Here is a 20040-nt window from a genome sequence, read left to right on the forward strand (position 1 = left end):
TGCAGTGGCCCCGGGTGGCGCTGGTACTGGTGCTGCTGGCCGGCATCGGGGCGGGTGGCTGGGCCGTGCAGCACTACGCGCGCCCACCGGCCGGGCGTGGGGAGGCCCGCAGCCAGCCCCGCGAAGACCAGCCAGATAATAATGAGGAGAATCTGGAGGCCGCTGCCCCCACCCTGTTCGATATTCAGCCCGATACCATCCAGGTGGATTCGGAGCCGGCCGATTCGGTGGGGGAACTGGCACCGGAGCCCGTTGAGCCCAGCCCGAAGAAACTATGGACTCGGTTACAGCCCCGGACGAAGGTATTTAGAACCGCTCCTTTAGCAGGGCTTTACCACTTCCACAAAGCTCAACACTGGTGCATTCCGGCCGCCTGGGACTAGGCTATGCTGCAGGAGCTGGAACGCGGCCTGCCTTTCTTCTGATTACGCAAAAAGCGTTGCTTTCGCAACTTTCCTTTCCGGCTCGGCGGCGGTAACTTTACCTTTCGCGGCGGGTCCTGATGGCCCGCAGCGCCCCGCTTATGCCCGTCTTCTCGCACCTGCACTCGCACACCCAATATTCGCTGCTCGATGGGCAGGCCTCCATTTCGGGCCTGATGAAAAAGGCCCAGGCCGATGGCATGCCGGCCGTGGCCCTGACTGACCACGGCAACATGTTCGGGGCGTTCAACTTCGTGGCCGAAGCCAACAAGTACAACGTGAAGCCCATTGTGGGCTGCGAGTTTTACATGGTGGCCGACCGCCACAAGAAGGCGTTCAGCCGCGAGAAGGGCGAGCGGGACAAGCGCTACCACCAGCTGCTGCTGGCCAAGGACCAAGACGGCTACCACAACCTGAGCAAGCTCTGTTCGATGAGCTTTATCGAGGGCGTGTACGGCAAGTTCCCGCGCATTGATAAGGAGCTGCTACTCCAGTACCACAAGGGCCTGATTGCCACTTCTTGCTGCATCGGCGCCGAGATTCCCCAGGCCATTCTGTTTCAGGGCGAGGCCCAGGCCGAGGAGTTGCTGAAGTGGTGGATTGACGTGTTCGAGGACGATTACTACATCGAGATTCAGCGGCACGGGCTGATGAACTTCGATGGCACCGGTAAAAGCCAGGAAGACGTGAACCAGGTGCTGCTCGGGCTGGCCAAAAAGTACAACGTCAAGGTCATCTGCACCAACGACTCGCACTACGTCGACCAGACGGACTTCGCGCCGCACGACATTCTGCTGTGCGTGAACACCGGCGAGGAGCACAGCATCCCGGTGGGCGACTTCCAGACCCAGTATTTCCGGATGATTTCGCAGGACAACAAAGTCCTATATGACCACCTCGACAACCTGCGGCCATTGGCGGGCCAGGATGCCGCCGTGCGCCGCCAGCTCCAGCGCATTGATGAGGAGGCCCAGGCCCCGCGGCCCAAGTCGCGCTTCGGCTTCGCCAACGACCAGTTCTATTTCAAGAGCCAAGCCGAGATGAACGCCCTGTTCGCCGATGTGCCCGCGAGTGTGGATAACACGAACGAAATCGTGGACAAAATCACGCCGCCCGTGCTGCAGCGTGACATTCTACTACCCAACTTCCCGATTCCAGCCGAGCACGCCAACGCCGATGCCTTCCTGCGCCATCTCACCTACAAAGGCGCGTTCGAGGGCGAAAAGCGCCGCTACTCCGACCGCACCCCCGAAATTGAGGAGCGGCTGGACTACGAGTTGCGCGTGATTGAGACGATGGGTTTCGCGGGCTACTTCCTCATCACCCAGGACTTCATCAACCATGGCCGCAACATTGGCGTGGCCGTGGGTCCGGGCCGGGGCTCGGCCGCCGGTTCGGCCGTGGCTTACTGCGTCGGTATCACCAACATCGACCCGATTAAGTACTCGCTGCTGTTCGAGCGTTTCCTAAACCCCGAGCGGGTTTCCATGCCCGATATTGACATCGACTTCGACGACGTGAACCGCCAGCGCGTGATTGACTACGTGGTGGGCAAGTACGGCAAGACCCAGGTGGCCCAGATTATCACCTTCGGCACCATGGCTGCCAAGTCGAGCATCAAGGATGTGTCGCGGGTAATGGATTTACCGCTGCCAGTGGCCAACGACCTCGTGAAAATGGTGCCCGACCAAGTGGGCACCACGCTCACCAAGGCCTTCGCCGAAAACCAGGAGCTCGACATGATTCGGCGCGACGAAGCGCCCGACAACCTGCGGGGCCACATTCTGCGCCTCGCCACCCAGCTCGAAGGCTCGGTGCGCAACACCGGCATTCACGCGGCCGGCATCATCATCGCCCCCGACGACATCACCAAGTACATCCCGGTTTCGACGTCCAAAGAGTCGGAGCTGCTCATCACCCAGTTCGACGGTAAGGTGATTGAGAGTGCCGGGATGCTGAAAATGGACTTCCTGGGTTTGAAGACGCTCACGATTATCGTGGACGCCATCAACCTGATTGAGCGCAACCACGGCGTCAAAATCGACATTGATGAGATTCCGATTGACGACCTTAAAACCTACGAACTGTACCAGCGCGGCGACACCATCGGCACGTTCCAGTTCGAGAGCGAGGGCATGCGCATGTACCTCAAGGACCTCAAGCCCACCAACATCGAGGACCTGATTGCCATGAACGCCCTCTACCGGCCTGGCCCGATGCAGTTCATCCCCAACTTCATCAACCGCAAGCACGGCCGCGAGGCAGTCGACTATCCGCACGAACTGCTGGAACCGATCCTGAACTACTCCCAGGGCATCATGGTGTACCAGGAGCAGATCATGCAGGCGGCCCAGATTCTGGCCGGCTACTCGCTCGGTGGCGCCGACTTGCTGCGCCGGGCCATGGGTAAAAAGGACATGAAGAAGATGGCCCAGGAGCGGGACAAATTCTGCGAGGGGGCCAAGAAGCTGCACGGCATCGTGGCCAAAAAGGCCAACGAGGTATTCGACGTGATGGAGAAGTTTGCGGCCTACGGCTTCAACCGCTCCCACTCGGCCGCCTACTCGCTGGTAGCCTACCAAACCGGCTACCTCAAGGCCCATTACCCGGCCGAGTACATGGCGGCGGTGCTCACCAACAACATGGGCGACATCAAAAAGGTGACCTTCTTTATCGAGGAAGCCCGCAAGCAAAACGTGGCCGTACTCGGGCCCGACGTCAACGAATCCATCCTCAAGTTCAACGTGAACAAGCAGGGCCAGATTCGTTTCGGAATGGCGGCCGTGAAGGGCGCGGGCGAGGCTGCGGTGGAGGAAATCGTGCAGGAGCGCGACCAGAATGGGCCCTACGGCGACATTTTCGACTTCTCGCGCCGCGTAAACCTGCGGGCCGTGAACAAGAAAACCTTCGAGAGCATGGCCCAGGCCGGCGCCTTCGACTCGTTCGACCGTTACCACCGCCGCCAGTTTCTGGAAGCACCGGGCAACGACCAGAGTCTGATTGAGAAGGCCATGAAAGTGGGCCAGCAGCACCAGGCAGCTAAGGAGTCGGCCCAGCAGAGCCTGTTTGGCGGCGGCGGCGGCGAAATGGCCATCCCGATGCCCAAAATCCAGGACATGGAGCCTTGGAGCCCCACCGAGAAGCTGCGCCGCGAAAAGGAAGTAGTAGGATTCTACCTCTCGGGCCACCCCCTCGACGATTTTAAGCTGGAAATCGACTCCTACTGCACCTGCGGACTCGACAAGATTGAGACCTACAAGAACCGCGACATTACGGTGGCCGGCCTTATTTCCAACGTGCTGTTCAAGACCACCAAAACCGGCCAGCCCTTCGTCAGCTTCAACATTGAAGACTACGATGCCAGCCTCAACCTGGCTTTGTTCCGCGACGATTACTCCAAGTTCTCGGCCCTTATTAACCCCCGCAACTACGATAAGGAGCAGGTGCCGCCCATGTTCATCCGGGGCAAGTACGCCCAGCGCTTCCGCGACTCCGACCAGTTCGAGTTCAAAATCATGACCATGGAACCGCTCTTTAACGTGGCCGAAAAGCTGGCCAACGGCGTGCGCGTGCAACTCGATTTGCGCACCATCACTGAGCCCTTCATGGACCGTTTTATGGAGGCCGTGGAAGGGGCCGCTGGTTCCAAAAAGCTCGAAATCAAGTTTGCCGAGCCTCACGAGCACCTGGCCGTGGACACTTACTCGCGCCGCTACCGCATCGAGCCCAAGGAGTTCATCCGCCGGATGCGCGAAATGGAAATCGAAGCCTGCCAGCTGATATAAACTCCAGTTGTTGCAGATGTAATTGATTACGCTGATTTTTACTGCCGCTATACCTCGCTGAGTTGTAGCGGCGGTTTTTTTCGGGCTATGCTACACTGCAGGATGTCGTTATTATTTCGCCGGGGCCTTGTGGTGCTGGCAGTGTTGTGGAGTGTTTTGCTGGCGCCGGCAGCCATGGCGCAGTATTATCTCGACGTGAGGTATCAAAGAATAAACCTGCCCTCCCGCACGGTGCATGTGGAGCAGGTGGTGGACGGCCGGCCGGGCAAGCCACTGATTGGCATGGTGTACCGGGGCCTCGACAATCGCTCGAAGCCGGTTATGTTCCGGCGGGGCCTGGAAGCAGAGCTGACTGATTTGCTCCGGCAGCAGCTGCCGGCCCGGCCCGACGACCATGCCATTGTACTGTGCCTGCGCCAGCTGCGGGTGGGCGAGCAGCTCAATGGCCTGACCGAAAAAGCCAGCGCCGACCTGGCAGCCGACGTGTACGAGCATCTGCCCGACGGCTACCATTTTGTGCGCAGCGTGTCAGCGCACACTTCTTCGCGCGCCCTCGAAACCACTTCGCTCCACGCCGAGCACGTGGCGCTGCTGCTGCAAAAGTGCCTGGAGCAGCTCACCACGCACAATTGGGCCGAACGCACCACTGGCCCGGCGCTTACCCTCGCCCAACTGCCCACCGACGTACCTACCACCTCCGCCACGGCTACTGCCGGAACCGGGCCCGCCATTCTGCGGGAATTTCCCCGGCCGGGCGTTTACTACACCTTCGAGCAGTTTCTGGCCAACACGCCTGCCCCCGAGCTGAGCGCCTCAACCGATATCGTGGCTTTTGGCTTCGGGCCGCCACAAGCTCGGCTGCTCTGGCTCGGCATACCCCGGTTGCGGGTTAAAATTTTAAACGAGAAGAACCAGAGTCAGCCCATGAAGCAGGTCTGGGGCTTTTCGGATGGTCGCCAGCTGTTTGTGCAGCACCAGAAGCAGTTTTTCCCGCTCCACCGTCACCGCGACTTTTTCACCTTTGTGGGCGAAGCGCCTACCGACGTAGCCTACATGCAGGCCCGAGCCACTGGCAGTGCGGCCGTCGTGGGCGGACTGGCCGGAGCCCTGCTGACCTCCGGCGTCGACCACTCGGCTGAGCCAATGGGCTGAGCCAATGGGCTACGCCGTGGACATGCGCACCGGCGCGGCCGGACAGTTCCCGAACCCGCTGCTGCCAGCGCCGCCCCGCACCGATACGGCCTACATTTATATGTACCGCTACGCTGATGCCTCATCGACTCCGGTGCAGTTCACAGTCGATACCCAGCCGGCTGGTGAGCTCAAGCCCCACGAATACCTGGAAATTCCCTGGCCCTACCCCGGCCGGATGCTGCGGCTGTGTTTGGAGTTGCCAGGTTTGCCCTGCCAACTCGTCATTCCCAATCCCGCTGGCCTTAATTACCTACGGATTACCGCCCATGGGGGCACCAATAAGCGGCCAATCTGGGAGTGGGTATCGGTGGAGCAGGGAGAAGCCGACCTGAACGAGATTGACCGTCAGCGGCAGCTTCCCCGCCCCTGAAGCGTTTTGCAGTTATTCAAGTAGATTTTCTGGGTAGCTGAAATAACGTAGAGCCGCAACAGTTGGAGCCCCGACATTACTGATCAGCGCATAAGCTGCGGTAGCAATAATGCAGCTAATCCGGGTTCGGATGAAATTATGGCCGGCTCATTGCCACGTAGAATTTATAGGGCTGTAGGAGATGGCTCCTACGCCGCTACCAATAGGCAGGTAGGTGGCTGCATCGAGTGGTTGAGGGGCCTCATTGCCCCGATCGAACTTTCCGGACTGGGTCTTGTTGAATCACAATCTGCTACCTTGCGGGCCGATAGCCCGTATAGCCGCGTAACATCTTTCACCCCAAACCTGACATTCATCATGGGACATAAAGCCATTGAGATTACCGACGCCAATTTCGACCAGATCATCAACTCCGATAAGCCCGTGCTTGTGGATTTCTGGGCCGAGTGGTGCGGCCCCTGCCGCATGGTAGGCCCGGTGGTAGAAGAGCTGGCCGGTGAGTACGAAGGCAAAGCCATTATCGGCAAAGTCGACGTAGACGCCAACCCCCAGACTTCGGCCAAATTCGGCATCCGCAGCATTCCTACGCTGCTCGTTTTCAAAAACGGACAGGTAGTAGACAAGCAGGTAGGTGCCGTACCCAAGCACGTACTGGCTCAGAAGCTCGACGCCCAGGTAACGGCTTAGTTTAACCCAGTCCAGTAAGTAAAGAAGCCTCCGTGCTGCCGGCCCCAAGGGTCAGGTAGCACGGAGGCTTCTTTATGCGGTACGTTGTGTCGGCGGCTCAGTCCGTGGCTTCGGGGGCAGCGGCGCGGGCCTCGGAGGGCGGCGTCTGGGGCGGCTTCAGGCCCGAGGCCAGCGAAAAGCCCGGCCCAAAGTAGATGGGAATGGTAAAGGTCATGGCCGTGGGCAGGTTGTATTCGCGGCCGGGTTCAAAGCGAGGCAGGGCAGCTACCACCCGCAGAGCCTCACGGTCGGCTTCGGCAGCCAGGCCCTGCGCTATCCGCACCTGGCCCACGCGGCCATCTTCGCCCACCGTGTAGCTAACCAGCACATTGCCCACAATGCCCTTGCGGCGCACCTCGCGCGGATACGTGGTGTTCTGGGCCACGAAGCTGAGCAGCGCCGCCTCGCCACCCGGGAAGCGGGGCAGCTTGCGCACCTGCACGGGCTGCATATAGGGCGAGCCATCCTTGTTGAAAAAGGCCAGCGCCAGCGGCCGGCCCTGGCGGTCGGGCATCTCAATGGCGCTCAACTCGCCCGTATCGTAGTAATAGCGCCACTCGCCCACCGGCCGGCCGGCGTTGTAGTACCCTTCCGACCGTTTCTGGCCGTTGCGATGCACCGAAAGCCAGCGGCCAGCCCGCTGCCCCTGCACATAGTCGCCCCGCTGGCTGACGCGGCCATCCTCGTACCAGCCCACATACAGGCCGTTGGCTTCATCGTCGCGGTAATGCACCTGGGCGGCGCGGCTGCCTTCCGGATGGTACCAGGTGAGCGGGCCGTTGCGCACCGGCGGATCGATGGACGAGAGCGTGCCTTTCAGCAGCAGTTCGCCCAGCAGGGAGAACTCGCGCATGGCGTGGGTGCCCAGCAGCTCGTTGCGGCGCTCCACTACCCGGTAGTGGGTTGCGCTGTCGGGCACTGTGGGCCGGCTCTGGTCGTCGAGGTAAACGGCCGGCAGGCTCTGCCCCTGGCTTAGCCGCACCGCACCTGCGGCTACAAGGAGAAAAACGTAGCGAATTCTCATAAGCAGCCAGGGTAAAGCGCTAGCTACTGGCTACTAAATATAGATTAGCTACCATAAAATGGCAACTAACATCGCATTTTTCTTCTTATAACACTATTCCAGCTTACCGGAGTCTATTTGCTGACATGGGCACTGCTGCTGATAACAGTGCCCACGCCAGCTTCTATTCGTTGTCCTCCTTTATTTCAGGCAACTGAATGGGCCGGTTAAATGCTTCTTCGAGCGAGATGAGCGTTTCGGTGCGCTCAATACCGTCGATGAGTTGAATCTGACCGTGGAGGACTTCGCGCAGATGGTTGGTGTCGCGGCAAATCAGGCGGGCGAAGATGCCGTAGGCGCCGGTGGTAAAATCGATGCTGACGACTTCCGGAATTTCGCTCAGAGCCTTCACTACCCCCTCATACACCGAGCTCTTCTGCAAGTAAATACCCAGAAAAGCCCGCACTCCGTAGCCCAGCTTCTGATAATCAATCTTGAGGGTTGCCCCCTGCACAATACCCAACTCCTCTAGGCGGGCCATGCGCACATGCACCGTTCCGCCCGACACATGCACCTTACGGGCAATCTCAGTATATGGGGTTTTAGCGTCGTCAATAAGCAGGGCCAGAATTTTCCGGTCGGTGTCGTCAAGTTCGTAATTACGTGCCATTGTTTTAAACTTTGATTATGTATATTTTAATCAAACGATCTATTGCTTAAAAATAGTATAAATTTTTATCCAACATATCTTAACATATTTCATTCCATCGATATGTTATCTACATTTGTCATAATCCGGTGCAAATGGCGCAGGACTATTCCGATACTGTAGCATGATGAAACTGGTAGACATATTCTCCTCTCCCGGGGGTGAGGATTTGATAAAAAACAGCCCGGTTACTGGCTAACTATCGTGCGAAGGTTCGGTTCCTTCTTCTAAAGCAATAACGATTTGGTGGGGTTAAGTGGGAAGGGATTACCGGGACGTATCTGGGTGGGTACGTTCTGAATTGAGAGGCGGCATCTGGGTGGGTGCCGCCTTCTTTTTTTCATTTTACTATTTTCCTGCTCTTTGGACTGCTTTTCGGAAGATGTGGCAGCATAGTGCTAAAACTTGCCGCAAAGGTCGGCTATTTTAGCCGCAAATCCATTCGAGTTTTTGAATAAAGGCTCCCGACACACCGTCGGGAGCTTTTTGCCTTTCTCTATCTGGGGCCTAGGTTAGCGGTTAGCCAGCCGCTGGCGGTAGCGGACCAGGCCCGCATCCAGAAAACGGACGAAGGCAGCCGCATCGGGCTCGTAGCCGAGCGGCGGGGCCAACACTCCGGTTTGGTTGGCGGGAGCGTTAGGGTCGAGCAGCACGTAGTAAGGCTGAGCGTTTACGTTGAAGCCCGTTACCTGCAGATCAGCGTTTTTCTTGCCAATTGTGCTTTTTAGCTTGCCATCGTAGGCCGAGGTATACGCTTCCTGGGCGGGCAGGTCGGTTTTGTCATCAACGTAGAGCGCCACCACCACGAACTCTTCGCGCAGGCGTTTCAGCACCTGGGGGTCGCTCCAGACGGTGGCTTCCATTTTGCGGCAGTTCACGCAGGCGTGGCCGGTGAAATCGATGAACAACGGCTTGTTTTGGGCCTGGGCGCAGCGGCGGGCCTGCTCCAGGTCGAAGTAGCCGGACAGGCCGTGGGGCAGCTCCAGAAAGTCGCCGTAGCGGGGCGGCTCGCAGCCACCCACGGGCGCGGCATCAACCGCGCTGCCTTGCATTGTGCCCACGGTGGCTACCATAAAGTCGGAGCGACTCTGGGGGGGCAGGTAGCCAGCCAGCAGCGGCAGCGGCGCGCCAAATAGGCCAGGCACCAGGTACGTCATAAAGCTGAACACTAGCACGGCCATCAGCAACCGGCCCACGCTCAGGTGCGCGAGGTCGGAATCGTGGGAGAGTTTGAAGCGGCCCAGCAGGTATAGGCCCAGCAGGCCCGAGAGGGCAATCCAGAGGACCAGATAAACGTCGCGCGGCAGTAGGTCCCAGTGGTATGCCAGGTCGGCCATGCTCAGGAACTTGAGGGCCAGCATCAGCTCCACGAAGCCCAGCGTCACCTTCACCGTATTCAGCCAGCCACCCGAGCGGGGCAGGCTTTTCAGCCAAGTCGGGAAGATGGCAAACAGCGTGAAGGGCAGCGCGAAGGCCAGCGAAAAGCCCAGCATGCCCACCACCGGGGCCACCCGCTCGCCCCTAGCGGCCAGGCCCAGAATGGTAGCCACGATGGGTCCGGTGCAGGAGAACGACACCAGCACCAGCGTGAGGGCCATGAAGAACACGCCCGCCCAGCCGCCTTTGTCGGCCTGGGCATCAATCTTGTTCACCATGCTGTGGGGCAGCGTGATTTCGAACAGGCCCAGAAACGAGAGGCCGAATACCACGAACACGGCGAAGAAAATCAGGTTGGGCAGCCAGTGCGTGGCAATCAGGTTGGGGCCATCTTCGCCCAGCAGCGCCGACACAACTACGCCAATCAAAACATAGATAACGATGATACTGAGCCCGTACACGGCGGCCTTAAAGATGCCGCGCTGCCGGCTGTCGGAGCCGCTGGTGAAGAACGAAACCGTCATCGGAATAAGCGGAAACACGCAGGGCGTGAGCAAAGCGCCCAGTCCGAATACGAAGGCCGCGAAGGCAAACCCCCACAGTCCGCCCGCCGACTCGACGGCCGTAGACTTTACCGTGGCCGCGCTGGCGGCCGGCGTGCCCGCCACCGCCGAAACAACAGCAACACTACCACCGGCTACAACAGGCGTATCGTTGGGCGTGGCGGCGAGAACAGTAGTGGCAACGTTGGCGGGAGCCGGGGCCGCGGTGCCGGGGACGGCCGGAGCTACCTCGTTAGCAGTTGCCTTGGTGGCGGGGGTGGCAGCGGCGGCCAGCGCGGCAGTGCCGGTTACTTCCAGCGGGCCGAAGCTCAGGCTGGCATCACCCGGAATGCAGCGGCCGTCCACATCGGTGCAGCTCTGGAACTCGGCTTCGGCCTTGATAACCAAAGCGCCGGGCTGCAGTACCCGGATGCGCTGACGAATCTGGCCGGTTTTCTCGAAGTACGTGACGTCACCCTTGAATACGTCGTCGTAGTGCTTGGTCTCGCCCACCGATTTGGGCGGGCCTACCAACTCGTAGGCCGGGCTTTTGGCAAACTTCAAACTAAAAACCGTGGGGCCTAAGTCGGGGTCGAAGTTGGTGGCGTACAGGTGCCAGGTGGCCTCCATACGGGCGTTGATGATGAGCTCCAGCTGCTCGCCTACTTTAGCTGTAGGCTGGCTGATGGTGGTGGTGAGCTTGGTAGGCTGCAATACCTGCGCCCGCATGCCCAGGGGCAACAGCAGCGCCAGCAGCAGCAGGATAAAACGATGAATCGTGGACATATTAAAAGCAGGAAGTAAAGCTCAACGACAACAAAGGTCGGCAGAAACGGCAACAGCTACCTACCGACTAGGTTTGCCTTGGTTAGCAACTGGCCAGCCAGCCACCTTCGGTACCCGGTATTCGCGTTCTTATCCCAACCCCTTAGAGCGAATGTCGTACTTTCGCAGTACAAAGGATGGCCGGGCCGGTTGAGCCTGCCGCCGCAACTATGGGCTTAAACATTTTATTGACTATCCTGCTGGTTGCCGCCAACGGATTTTTTGTGGCCGCCGAATTCGCTTTCGTCAAGGTCCGTATCTCCCAGATTGAACTGAAGGCGCAGAGCGGCAACCGCATCGCGCAGCTATTGCTGGGCATGCTGCACGAGATGAACCACTACCTCTCGGCCTGCCAGCTCGGTATTACACTGGCCTCGCTGGCTCTGGGCTGGATTGGGGAAAGTGTGGTAGCCGAGATTATTATGGCCATTATTGCCCAGCTTGGCCTGGTAGTTTCCTCCACGGTGGTCCACCAGATATCCATCGTCACCTCGTTCTCGCTCATTACCATCCTGCACATTGTGCTGGGCGAGCAGGCTCCCAAGGTGCTGGCCATTCAGAAGCCCGAAAGCACCAGCATAGCCATTGCCATTCCGCTGCGGGCCTTCGCTTTTATTACCTTTCCCCTTATTTGGGTACTCGACCGAATGTCAGACCTCGTGCTACGACTTTTTGGGGTGGCCTCGATGCACGGGGCGGAAGTGCACACCAGTGAGGAGCTGCGCATGCTACTCGACCAGAGCAAACAGAGCGGCGAAATTCAGGAGTCGGAGCACGAGCTACTCGAAAATGTGTTCGAGTTCAACGACCGGATGGTAAAGCAGATTATGGTGCCACGCACCAAGCTGGTAGCCCTGGAAATCAACACGCCCGAAGATGCCGTGCTGGAAATGGTGTACACCGAGGGCTACTCGCGCATCCCGGTTTTTGAGGTCAATATCGATAACATCGTGGGCGTGCTCTACGTGAAGGATCTGCTCCAGATTATCCGGCGGCACGAGCCGCTGGAGCTGGGCAAAATCATGCGCCCGGCTTACTTCGTACCCGAAACCAAAAAAATCAACCGGCTACTGCGCCAGTTTCAGCGCAAGCACATGCACATGGCCGTCGTCAGCGACGAGTTCGGCGGCGTGTCGGGCATCGTCACGATTGAGGACATTATGGAGGAGCTGGTGGGCGAAATCCAGGACGAGTACGACAACGAAGTGCCGGTGGTAGAGAAGGTATCGGAAACCGAATACCGCGTAAACACGGCCACGCCCATCCCCGACGCCAACGAGCACCTGCCCTACCCCCTGCCCGAGGGCGGCGACTACGAAACCGTGGGCGGCCTGCTCAATGTGCTCTATGGCAACATCCCCGAGGTGGGCGACGTGGCCACGCTCGACAACTACGAGTTCCGGGTGCTCAAACGCTCCCGTCGCGCCGTCGAGCTGGTGCAGCTACGGTTGCTCAACGGCCAGGAAGCGGAAGCCGAAACCGGCGCAATGCCGCATCTGTAGCGGCCGGCCGCGTAGGCATCAAACTACCCCTAACAAAAAGCGCCTTCCCAAATCGGGGAGGCGCTTTTGGTTGGTGCCTGTTGATGAAATTTGGCTTTAGTCAACCGACTTTTCGGGCTGAGCGTCCTCAGTCTGAAACCAGCTGGCGTACAGCACGTAATTGTCGGCTGTTTGGAGCAGGCCAGCGCGCTGCTGCTCCGTAACGGGCTTTATGCGGCGGGCCGGCACCCCGGCGTACAGATAGCCCGGCTCGCAGTGCATGTTTTCCAGCACCACCGCCCCGGCCGCTATAATGCAGCCCGCACCCACCACGGCGTGGTCCATCACGATGGCACCCATGCCAATCAGCACGTCATCCTCCACGGTGCAGCCGTGCACGATGGCGCGGTGGCCGATGCTCACCCGCGAGCCTACCACCGTGGCCGCCTTCAGGTACGTGCAGTGCAGCACCGCCCCGTCCTGAATATTGGTCTGGTCGCCGATGCGGATGGAGTTCACGTCGCCGCGCACCACGCCCCGAACCACACGGTACAGGCGCGGCCCAGCGTCACGTCGCCCACAATGGTGGCGTTATCGGCCACAAAACAGTCGGGGCCAAGCTGCGGGTGTTTTCCTTGAACGGGCAGAATGAGGGGCATGAGATAAAGTAGGCAGGTGAAGGCTATAAACAGGAACGTCATGCTGAGCTTGCCGAAGCATCTCTACCGCTGATGTTGCCAAAGTAAATCTAGGGGCTGAATCGCCATTGCACGCGATATGCTTCGGCTACGCTCAGCTTGACACGCTTTTTTTCAATTTATCACCGCGTCAGCATGCGTTTCCAGGTGCCTTTTTCCCAGTTGTATTTGATGGTGCTGGGCAGCGCCTGCCAGAAGTACTTGCTGGTTTCAACGGCGAAGCTGGGCTGCATGTAGCAGTTGATGGTGCAGCCTTCGCAGGCGGGCAGGCGGCCTTCGAGCGCGGCCAGCTGCTGCACTTCGACCGAGTTGTAGAGGTCGAACAGGCGGCCTTCAATCGGGAATTTCTTTTCGCCGAGGTGGTAGCAGGGCAGCACCAGCTCGTTGGAGGGCGACACGACCAGCGTGGTACTGGCCGCCCGGCACACCGGGTCGGCTACGTGGTTGCCCCCATCGCGCCGCAGCTGGATGAAGGCCTCGTTGAGGTACACGCCCTTGCGCTTGCCAAAGGCCGAGAGGTAGTCGAGCTCCTCGGGCGTCAGTTGCTCGCCGGTTTCCACGTCGCCGTACTCAAAGGCAGGGTTGAGGATGAGCACCAATTCGTTGGGCCGCGTAATCTGCTCGTACACGCGCTCCAGGTCGGCCAGGTTCTGGCGGAACACGGTGAACAGCACGTCGGGCCGCTCGCCCAGCTCGCGGGCCACCCGGATGCTTTCGAGCACAAAATCGAAGCAGGCCACGCCCCGACCCCGATCGTGCACTTCCTTCTCGCTGGAATCGAGCGAGAAATGCAGCATGTCCACCTTGCCGCGCAGCCGCTCGGCGTACTTGGGGTAGAGCAGGCAGTTGGTAGTCAGCGTCGTGATGAAGCCCATGTCGTGGGCCAACCCCACAAACTCGTGAATCTGGCGGTGCAGCAGCGGCTCGCCGCCCGTAAAGTCCACCACCGACACGCCCAGCCGCTTCAGGTCGCGCAAGTTCTGGGTTACGTCTTCGAGCGTGATATAGGGCGAAGGCTTCTCCCAAATATCACAGAACGAGCACTTGGCGTTGCACCGGTAGGTAACGTAGTAATTGCACAGAACCGGATGACGAACCAGACGCATTTTTTGAGTTGTTAGCTGAGAGCTATTAGCTGTTAGCTTTTGTGCTGACAGCTTCACACCGCAAGCTACGCGCTATTAGCCTGAAACAGATTCTAATGAACGCAGGCTGACAACTAACCACTCTCAGCCGTAAGCTAGTGCTGCAGCTCGCCCCAGGCCAAATCCCAGCGGGCCGGAGTGGCGGCCAGCGCCTCGGGCGTGGCGGGGCCGTAGTGTTCGAGGTAGTAGTTGCAAAAGCCCTTGAGCGGGCAACGGGCACAATCAGGCTTGGTGTAGAAGCACACCTTCTGGCCGTGCCAGTAGTTATGCTTGTGGAAGTTGAGTAGCACCAGCGCATCGGCCGGCAGCTGGGCCAGCAGTAGCTGGTGGGCCTTATCGGCCGAGGCTTTGGGTGGAATCATGCCCACGCGCTGGGCAATGCGGTGTACATGGGTATCAACGGGCAGCACGGGCTTGTGGAAGTTGAATAGCAGCACCAGCGAGGCGGTTTTCAGCCCGATACCGGGCATGTCGTGCAGCCAGCCCATGGCCTTGTCGGTGGGCCACTCGGCCAGGAAATCCAGCGCAAACTCGCCCCGCTCGGCTTTTATGCGGCGCAGAATTTCCTGAATGCGCGGCGCCTGCGTATCGGGCCAGCGGGTAGTGCGAATGGCATGAGCCAGTTCCACGGTCGGGGCCGCCTCCACCCCGGCCCAGTCGCCGAAGGTTTCCAGCATCCGGTCGTAGGCCAACTCTTCATCGGCGTGGGTGGTGCGGTGCGACAGGACGGTCGAAATCAGCTCGCGCATAGGCGAGCGGCGGGGCTTATCGAGCGTCAGGGGTGGGTAGAAGCGCTGGAGCTCCTCGTAGTTCTGCCGGGTTTTCTCGGCGGCGGAAGCGGTGTAGGCGATAGGCATACGCGGTTGTACCGCCGGGCCGGGCAGCAGGTTGCGCCCGCCGGGCCACAAAAAAGCAGGAGCCTCCCCGAAAGGAAGCCCCTGCTTTTCAAAAGACGATAACTGGTGCCTAGATGGTGCCTTTCTCGGCGGCTTTCTTCAGCTTTTCGTTGGCGAAAATAGCCACTTCCACCCGGCGGTTAGCCACCCGGCCGCTTTCGGTCGAGTTGTCGGCTACCGGCTGTTTCGAGCCGTAGCCGGTTACCGTGAAGCGCGAGGCATCCACGCCCTGCTGCTGAGTGTAGTTGGCCACGGCCTGGGCCCGGCGCTGCGAAAGCGGGTTGTTGACGGCGTCGGAGCCGCTGGTATCGGTGTGGCCTTCCACAATCACGTTGGTGTCGCCGTACTTCACGAGCGTTTTGGCCAGCTCCTGGATGTTGTTCTGAGCCGCGGCCGTCAGGCTCGCCGAGTTCTTGGCGAACAGCAGCCCCGAGTCGAAGGTGATTTTGATGCCCTCGCCCACCCGCTCAACAGTGGCACCGGCCATTTCGCGCTGCAGCTCGGCGGCCTGCTTATCCATCCGGCGCCCGATGAGGGCGCCCCCGGCCCCGCCCACGGCGGCCCCGATGATAGCACCTTTGGCCGTGCCCGACTTACCGCCAATCACGCGGCCCAGAATGGCCCCGCCGGCGGCTCCGCCCAGGCCGCCGATTATTCCGCCTTTAGCGGTTTTGCTCCAGGGCTTTTTCTCTTTAGTGGTTTGTGCCTCGGCGAAATTGCCGCCTAGCAGCAGTACGGCCAGCAGCAACACAAATAGGGAGCGAAGATTAGTCATCGGAAAACAAGAAAGATGAGGAAGTGAAGAAAAAACTACGGACCAGCTAGCTGGCTACGGGCCGGCAAAGCTACCCGCCGGAAGCCGCCTCACAACCATCCTGCCAGAAACAACTGGGCCCACTCGCCGGTAGCGAATGGGCCCAAGAATCAGCACAATTAGTTTTCGAAGGCAGCCTTACCTAAGCTGCTTTTTGCGATGCGCTTACAGGTTCGGGTTGCTGGTTTCCCGGGCCCGGCGACGTTCGTCTTTGCGCTTCTGCTTCTCGTTGCCAATAACGGCCCCGGCGCCGGCACCCACGGCGCCACCAATAATGGCGCCTTTGGCACCGCCAATTACGGCGCCGGCAGCCGCGCCGCTACCCCCGCCGATAATGGCGCCTTTGCCCGTGTCGTTAGCGCCACGGTAAGTCGAGCAACTCATCATCAGGGCTGCAATCAGCAGCATAAAAGTCCAGCGTATCATTTTCATGGTCATTCAGCTTTAGTGAGTGGATCAAGTGTTCGGCGCGGTGGCCGCTGGGCCGGCAGTCTGTTGCTTAGGGAATATCCAGGCCAAAGCAGCCTGCCGATGAGCGTTTTAACGACTCCGGCTATATCCAGGTTGGCAGTTTCCGGTAAGTCCGGCGGCACCTGTTGCACTTTTCAGCACTTCTCCCATTTCAGCCACATGCTACTCTCACCCTCCGTTCTGGCATTCAGCCACGGACGCAGGGCAAACCTCCCGAATGCAAAGGCCTGCACTGCCAGCGCCCTTACTAGCAGATTTCGAAGCCACAGTTTTCCACCTCTCACTGACGCAGTGGGTGCAGTTTCCGACCACCGCGCCGGAGGGGTCGGGAAGGGCACAAAAAAAGCCCCCTCAACGAGGGGGCTTTTCCTATCAAAGCAGGCAGCGGATGCCCGGCCTTTAGTTACAGCGTACCGTTTTCGGCGGCCTTCTTCATCTTCTCGTTGGCGAAGATGGCAATTTCAACGCGGCGGTTAGCCTGCTTGCCGGCTTCGGTGGTGTTGTCGGCAATAGGCTGGCTCGAGCCGTAGCCTTCAGTCGTAACGCGGCTGGCATCTACGCCCTGGCTAACCGTGTAGTTAGCCACGGCCTGGGCCCGGCGCTGCGAAAGCGGGTTGTTGATGGCATCCGAACCCGAAGCATCGGTGTGGCCTTCCACAATTACGTTGGTGTCGGGGTACTTCTTCAGCGTTTCAGCCATCTTCTGGATTTCGGTCATCGAAGCGGCGCGCAGGTCGCTCTTGTTGGTATCGAAGAGGATGCCCGAATCGAAGGTGATCTTGATGCCTTCGCCTACACGCTCCACCTTGGCGTTAGCCATGTCGCGCTGCAGCTCTTCGGCCTGCTTGTCCATTTTGCGGCCGATGAGGGCGCCGCCCGTACCACCTACGGCAGCACCGATGATAGCACCAGCAGCTGTGCCGCTTTTGCCACCAATCACGCGGCCGAGTACGCCACCTACAATTGCGCCGCCACCAGCGCCGAGCAGGCCACCTTTAGCCGTTTTGCTCATGCCGGTTTTGCGGGGACCCGTGCCGTTTGTATCAGCCTCCGGGATGTTGGGGTTGCGGGGCTGCGAAGTAGCGCAGGAGCTGATGAACAGCACGAAGGCCATCAGAAGAGTAAAGAGGGAGGTGCGGGAAGTCATAAAATTCAACAGATTGGTGAGAGAAAGAGTCAGTTTACCTGGTCAGAGGTACTTACTAGGTTTGAGAAAAAAAGTTCGGCAAATATAGACGCTTATCTATACCCGGCCTCTGGTAACGAGCCGCTGTAACAGCCGGAAGCCCGCCCGAGGCGCCTACAGCGCATCTGACGGGCTTCTTTCCAAAAAGCTTGCCGAAAATTGGGCCTGGGAGCCTGCCTACTGATCGGGCAGCCTAAGCAGGCTCAGTTTCAGCGCCTTTACCAGCCTGCAGCATAGAGAGCAACGTGTGCAGCCGCGTCTTCAGCTCCTTGCGGTCGACGATAAAATCGAGGAAGCCGTGCTCGAGTACGAACTCGGCGCTCTGGAAGCCCTTGGGCAGGTCTTTACCAATAGTTTCCTTGATAACGCGCGGGCCGGCAAAGCCGATGAGCGCGCCGGGTTCGGCAATATTGAAGTCGCCGAGCATGGCAAACGAGGCCGTAACGCCACCCGTGGTAGGATCGGTGAGCAGCGAGATGTAGGGCAGGCCGGCCTCGGAGAGCAGCGCCAGCCGGGCCGAGGTCTTGGCCATCTGCATCAGCGAGAAGCCGGCTTCCATCATGCGGGCGCCGCCCGAGCGCGAAATCATGAGAAAGGGCAAGCGGTTTTCGCGGGCGTAGTCGATGGCGCGGGCAATCTTCTCGCCCACCACCGAGCCCATCGAGCCGCCGATAAACTTGAAGTCCATGGCCGCCACTACCAGGCCCAGGCCATCGAGCTGGCCGTGGGCGGTGCGTACGGCATCGCGCAGACCGGTGCTTTTCTCGGTGGCTACAAGGCGCTGCGGGTAGGCCTTGGTATCGACGAAGTTTAGCGGATCGGCCGAATGCATATTGGCGTCGAGCTCCTCGAAATGGCCACCATCGAAGAGGAAATTGAAGTACTCTACGGCCTCCACCCGGTCGTGGTAGCCGCAGTTGCCGCAGGTGCAGAGCAAGCGCTTGTGCTCGACCATAGTGGCCACCGTTTTGCACTCGGGACACTTGTACCAGAGGCCGTCGGGGGTTTCCTTTTTCTGGTCGGTGGGCGTTACGATGCCTTTTTCTTTGCGATTAAACCAGGACGACATAAGTAACAGGAAGGCGTGGGTTCAGAAGGGAGTACGGGCCCGCGCCGGGCGGGCGGGCGCGGGTTGGGGGGTGCAAGTTACGGCGGAATCCAGAAGCGTGAAACGCCGGGGCAAAGTGCCCCCCGTTGCCGGGCTGGGGCCGAAGCGGCCGGCGGACTGTATCTTGCCGGAAGCCGGCTGCGGGCCGGTCATATTTTCTTTCGGCTTTCTACTCGTTTTCGTAGTGAAGAACTCCTTTCCTTCCGCCCTGGCAATGGGCGCCATACTGGCCTCTTTGGCCCTGCCCAGCTGCGTAGCCTCCAAGAAGTACGACGACTTGCGGGCCCGTCAGTCGGCTACCGAACAAGCCAAAACAGAGGCCGAGCGCCAGAACCGCCAGAATGTGGCCGAGCTCAAAAAAGCCGGCGACGAGCTAAGCCGTCTGCGGCTGCAGAACCGCCGCCTCACCGACGACTCGACCGAAACCGGCCGCAACCTGGCCCGTACCCGCCAGCTCTACGAGCAGCTCACCGACAGCTACGACCGGCTGCTGAAAAACTCGGACCGGACGCTGGCCAACAAAACCACCGACTACAACAAGGTAGCCCAGGACCTGGCCCGCCGCGAGGCCGAGCTGGGCGAGCTGGACCAGAGCCTCCAGAAAAGCCGCGCCGACATCGACCGCCTCAACCAGGACCTGACGACCCGCGAAGCCAAGCTGGGCGAGCTGCAAAAGGCGCTGGCCGAGAAAGACCGCGCCGTGGATGCCCTCAAAGCCAGCGTGAGCAACGCGCTGCGCGGCTTCAAAGGCACCGAGCTGCAGGTGGAAATGCGCAACGGCAAGGTGTACGTCTCGCTTTCCGAGCAGCTGCTGTTCAAAACCGGCTCGACCAAAGTAGACCCCAAGGGCCAGGATGCGCTGCGCCAGCTGGCCACCGTGCTCCAGCAACAGCCCGACGTGAACGTGGTAGTGGAAGGCCACACCGACAACGTACCCTTCAGCCGGGCTGTGGGCGCCATGACCGATAACTGGGACCTGAGCGTGCTGCGGGCCACGGAAATTGCCCGCCTGCTGACCACCGGCGGCGTGGCTCCGGAGCGTGTAACGGCCTCGGGCCGCTCGCAATACGTGCCCGTGGCCCCCAACACCTCGGCCGAAAGCAAAGCCCTTAACCGCCGCACCGAAATCATCCTCACGCCCAAGCTCAACGAGCTATTCAAAATCCTCGATTCCAACTCGGCAGGGAAGTAGCAGGCCTTCAGCCGCCTCTTTCCACCCTCCGATCAACAAAATGGCCGGCTCCCTTTGCAAAGAGCGCCGGCCATTTTGTTGATCGGAGGGTGGAAT

At 59.8% G+C, this 20040-nt stretch carries 16 protein-coding genes and 1 pseudogene; 7 read left to right on the forward strand and 10 right to left on the reverse strand.

The features are described from left to right. From D0N36_RS16730 to trxA, 5 genes are all read left to right on the forward strand, one after another. Positions 1 to 383: hypothetical protein (locus D0N36_RS16730; RefSeq protein ID WP_190242729.1), on the forward strand; the 383-nt coding region annotated here is incomplete at its 5' end. 140 nt (positions 384 to 523) lie between these two features. After that, the gene (gene dnaE, locus D0N36_RS16735) at positions 524 to 4207 is read left to right on the forward strand and encodes a DNA polymerase III subunit alpha (protein ID WP_242478973.1); all 3684 of its coding nucleotides are present in this window, start codon (positions 524 to 526) and stop codon (positions 4205 to 4207) included. Positions 4208 to 4309: 102 nt separating this feature from the next. Beyond that, positions 4310 to 5359, forward strand: a complete 1050-nt coding sequence (locus D0N36_RS16740) for a hypothetical protein (protein ID WP_147320950.1) — start codon at positions 4310 to 4312, stop codon at positions 5357 to 5359. A gap of 4 nt (positions 5360 to 5363) precedes the next feature. After that, positions 5364 to 5771 (forward strand): hypothetical protein, encoded by a 408-nt coding sequence (locus D0N36_RS16745; RefSeq protein ID WP_116942977.1) that lies wholly within the window; start codon positions 5364 to 5366, stop codon positions 5769 to 5771. Between the two features lie 357 nt (positions 5772 to 6128). Further along, positions 6129 to 6458 (forward strand): thioredoxin, encoded by a 330-nt coding sequence (trxA, locus tag D0N36_RS16750; protein ID WP_092742274.1) that lies wholly within the window; start codon positions 6129 to 6131, stop codon positions 6456 to 6458. A gap of 97 nt (positions 6459 to 6555) precedes the next feature. On the opposite strand, the gene D0N36_RS16755 is transcribed toward trxA, so the two are convergent. The 3 genes from D0N36_RS16755 to D0N36_RS16765 form a co-directional block, all read right to left on the reverse strand. Then, positions 6556 to 7521: an energy transducer TonB gene (locus D0N36_RS16755; RefSeq protein WP_116942978.1), complete on the reverse strand. Its 966-nt coding sequence runs from the start codon at positions 7519 to 7521 to the stop codon at positions 6556 to 6558. A 163-nt stretch (positions 7522 to 7684) separates the two neighbouring features. Further along, positions 7685 to 8170, reverse strand: coding sequence for an AsnC family transcriptional regulator (locus tag D0N36_RS16760; RefSeq protein ID WP_116942979.1), 486 nt, complete (start codon positions 8168 to 8170; stop codon positions 7685 to 7687). Between the two features lie 551 nt (positions 8171 to 8721). Further along, entirely contained in the window at positions 8722 to 10914 is a 2193-nt protein-coding gene (locus D0N36_RS16765) for a protein-disulfide reductase DsbD family protein (protein ID WP_116942980.1), read from the reverse strand. Positions 10915 to 11123: 209 nt separating this feature from the next. Between D0N36_RS16765 and D0N36_RS16770 the strand changes: the two genes are divergently transcribed. Then, positions 11124 to 12455 (forward strand): hemolysin family protein, encoded by a 1332-nt coding sequence (locus D0N36_RS16770; RefSeq protein ID WP_190242730.1) that lies wholly within the window; start codon positions 11124 to 11126, stop codon positions 12453 to 12455. A 96-nt stretch (positions 12456 to 12551) separates the two neighbouring features. Here the strand turns inward: D0N36_RS16770 and D0N36_RS16775 are convergent. From D0N36_RS16775 to accD, 7 genes and pseudogenes are all read right to left on the reverse strand, one after another. Then, positions 12552 to 13093, reverse strand: a pseudogene (locus tag D0N36_RS16775) (gamma carbonic anhydrase family protein). 161 nt (positions 13094 to 13254) lie between these two features. Beyond that, positions 13255 to 14238, reverse strand: a complete 984-nt coding sequence (locus tag D0N36_RS16780) for a radical SAM protein (RefSeq protein WP_116942981.1) — start codon at positions 14236 to 14238, stop codon at positions 13255 to 13257. A gap of 134 nt (positions 14239 to 14372) precedes the next feature. Next, on the reverse strand, positions 14373 to 15134 hold the full coding sequence (locus D0N36_RS16785) for an endonuclease III domain-containing protein (RefSeq protein ID WP_116942999.1): 762 nt from the start codon (positions 15132 to 15134) through the stop codon (positions 14373 to 14375). Between the two features lie 109 nt (positions 15135 to 15243). Then, on the reverse strand, positions 15244 to 15948 hold the full coding sequence (locus D0N36_RS16790) for an OmpA family protein (protein ID WP_116942982.1): 705 nt from the start codon (positions 15946 to 15948) through the stop codon (positions 15244 to 15246). A gap of 204 nt (positions 15949 to 16152) precedes the next feature. Next, positions 16153 to 16419 carry a YMGG-like glycine zipper-containing protein gene (locus D0N36_RS16795; protein WP_116943000.1) on the reverse strand — a complete coding sequence of 89 codons (267 nt, stop codon included), beginning with the start codon at positions 16417 to 16419 and terminating at the stop codon, positions 16153 to 16155. 442 nt (positions 16420 to 16861) lie between these two features. Then, the gene (locus tag D0N36_RS16800) at positions 16862 to 17605 is read right to left on the reverse strand and encodes an OmpA family protein (protein WP_242478974.1); all 744 of its coding nucleotides are present in this window, start codon (positions 17603 to 17605) and stop codon (positions 16862 to 16864) included. 232 nt (positions 17606 to 17837) lie between these two features. Continuing rightward, positions 17838 to 18713 carry an acetyl-CoA carboxylase, carboxyltransferase subunit beta gene (gene accD / locus D0N36_RS16805; RefSeq protein ID WP_116942983.1) on the reverse strand — a complete coding sequence of 292 codons (876 nt, stop codon included), beginning with the start codon at positions 18711 to 18713 and terminating at the stop codon, positions 17838 to 17840. A 223-nt stretch (positions 18714 to 18936) separates the two neighbouring features. On the opposite strand from accD, the gene D0N36_RS16810 reads away from it, so the two are divergent. Next, positions 18937 to 19944, forward strand: coding sequence for an OmpA/MotB family protein (locus D0N36_RS16810; RefSeq protein ID WP_242478975.1), 1008 nt, complete (start codon positions 18937 to 18939; stop codon positions 19942 to 19944). Positions 19945 to 20040: the final 96 nt, after the last annotated feature.

This window comes from Hymenobacter lapidiphilus, from assembly GCF_003417065.2.
Taxonomy (GTDB): domain Bacteria; phylum Bacteroidota; class Bacteroidia; order Cytophagales; family Hymenobacteraceae; genus Hymenobacter.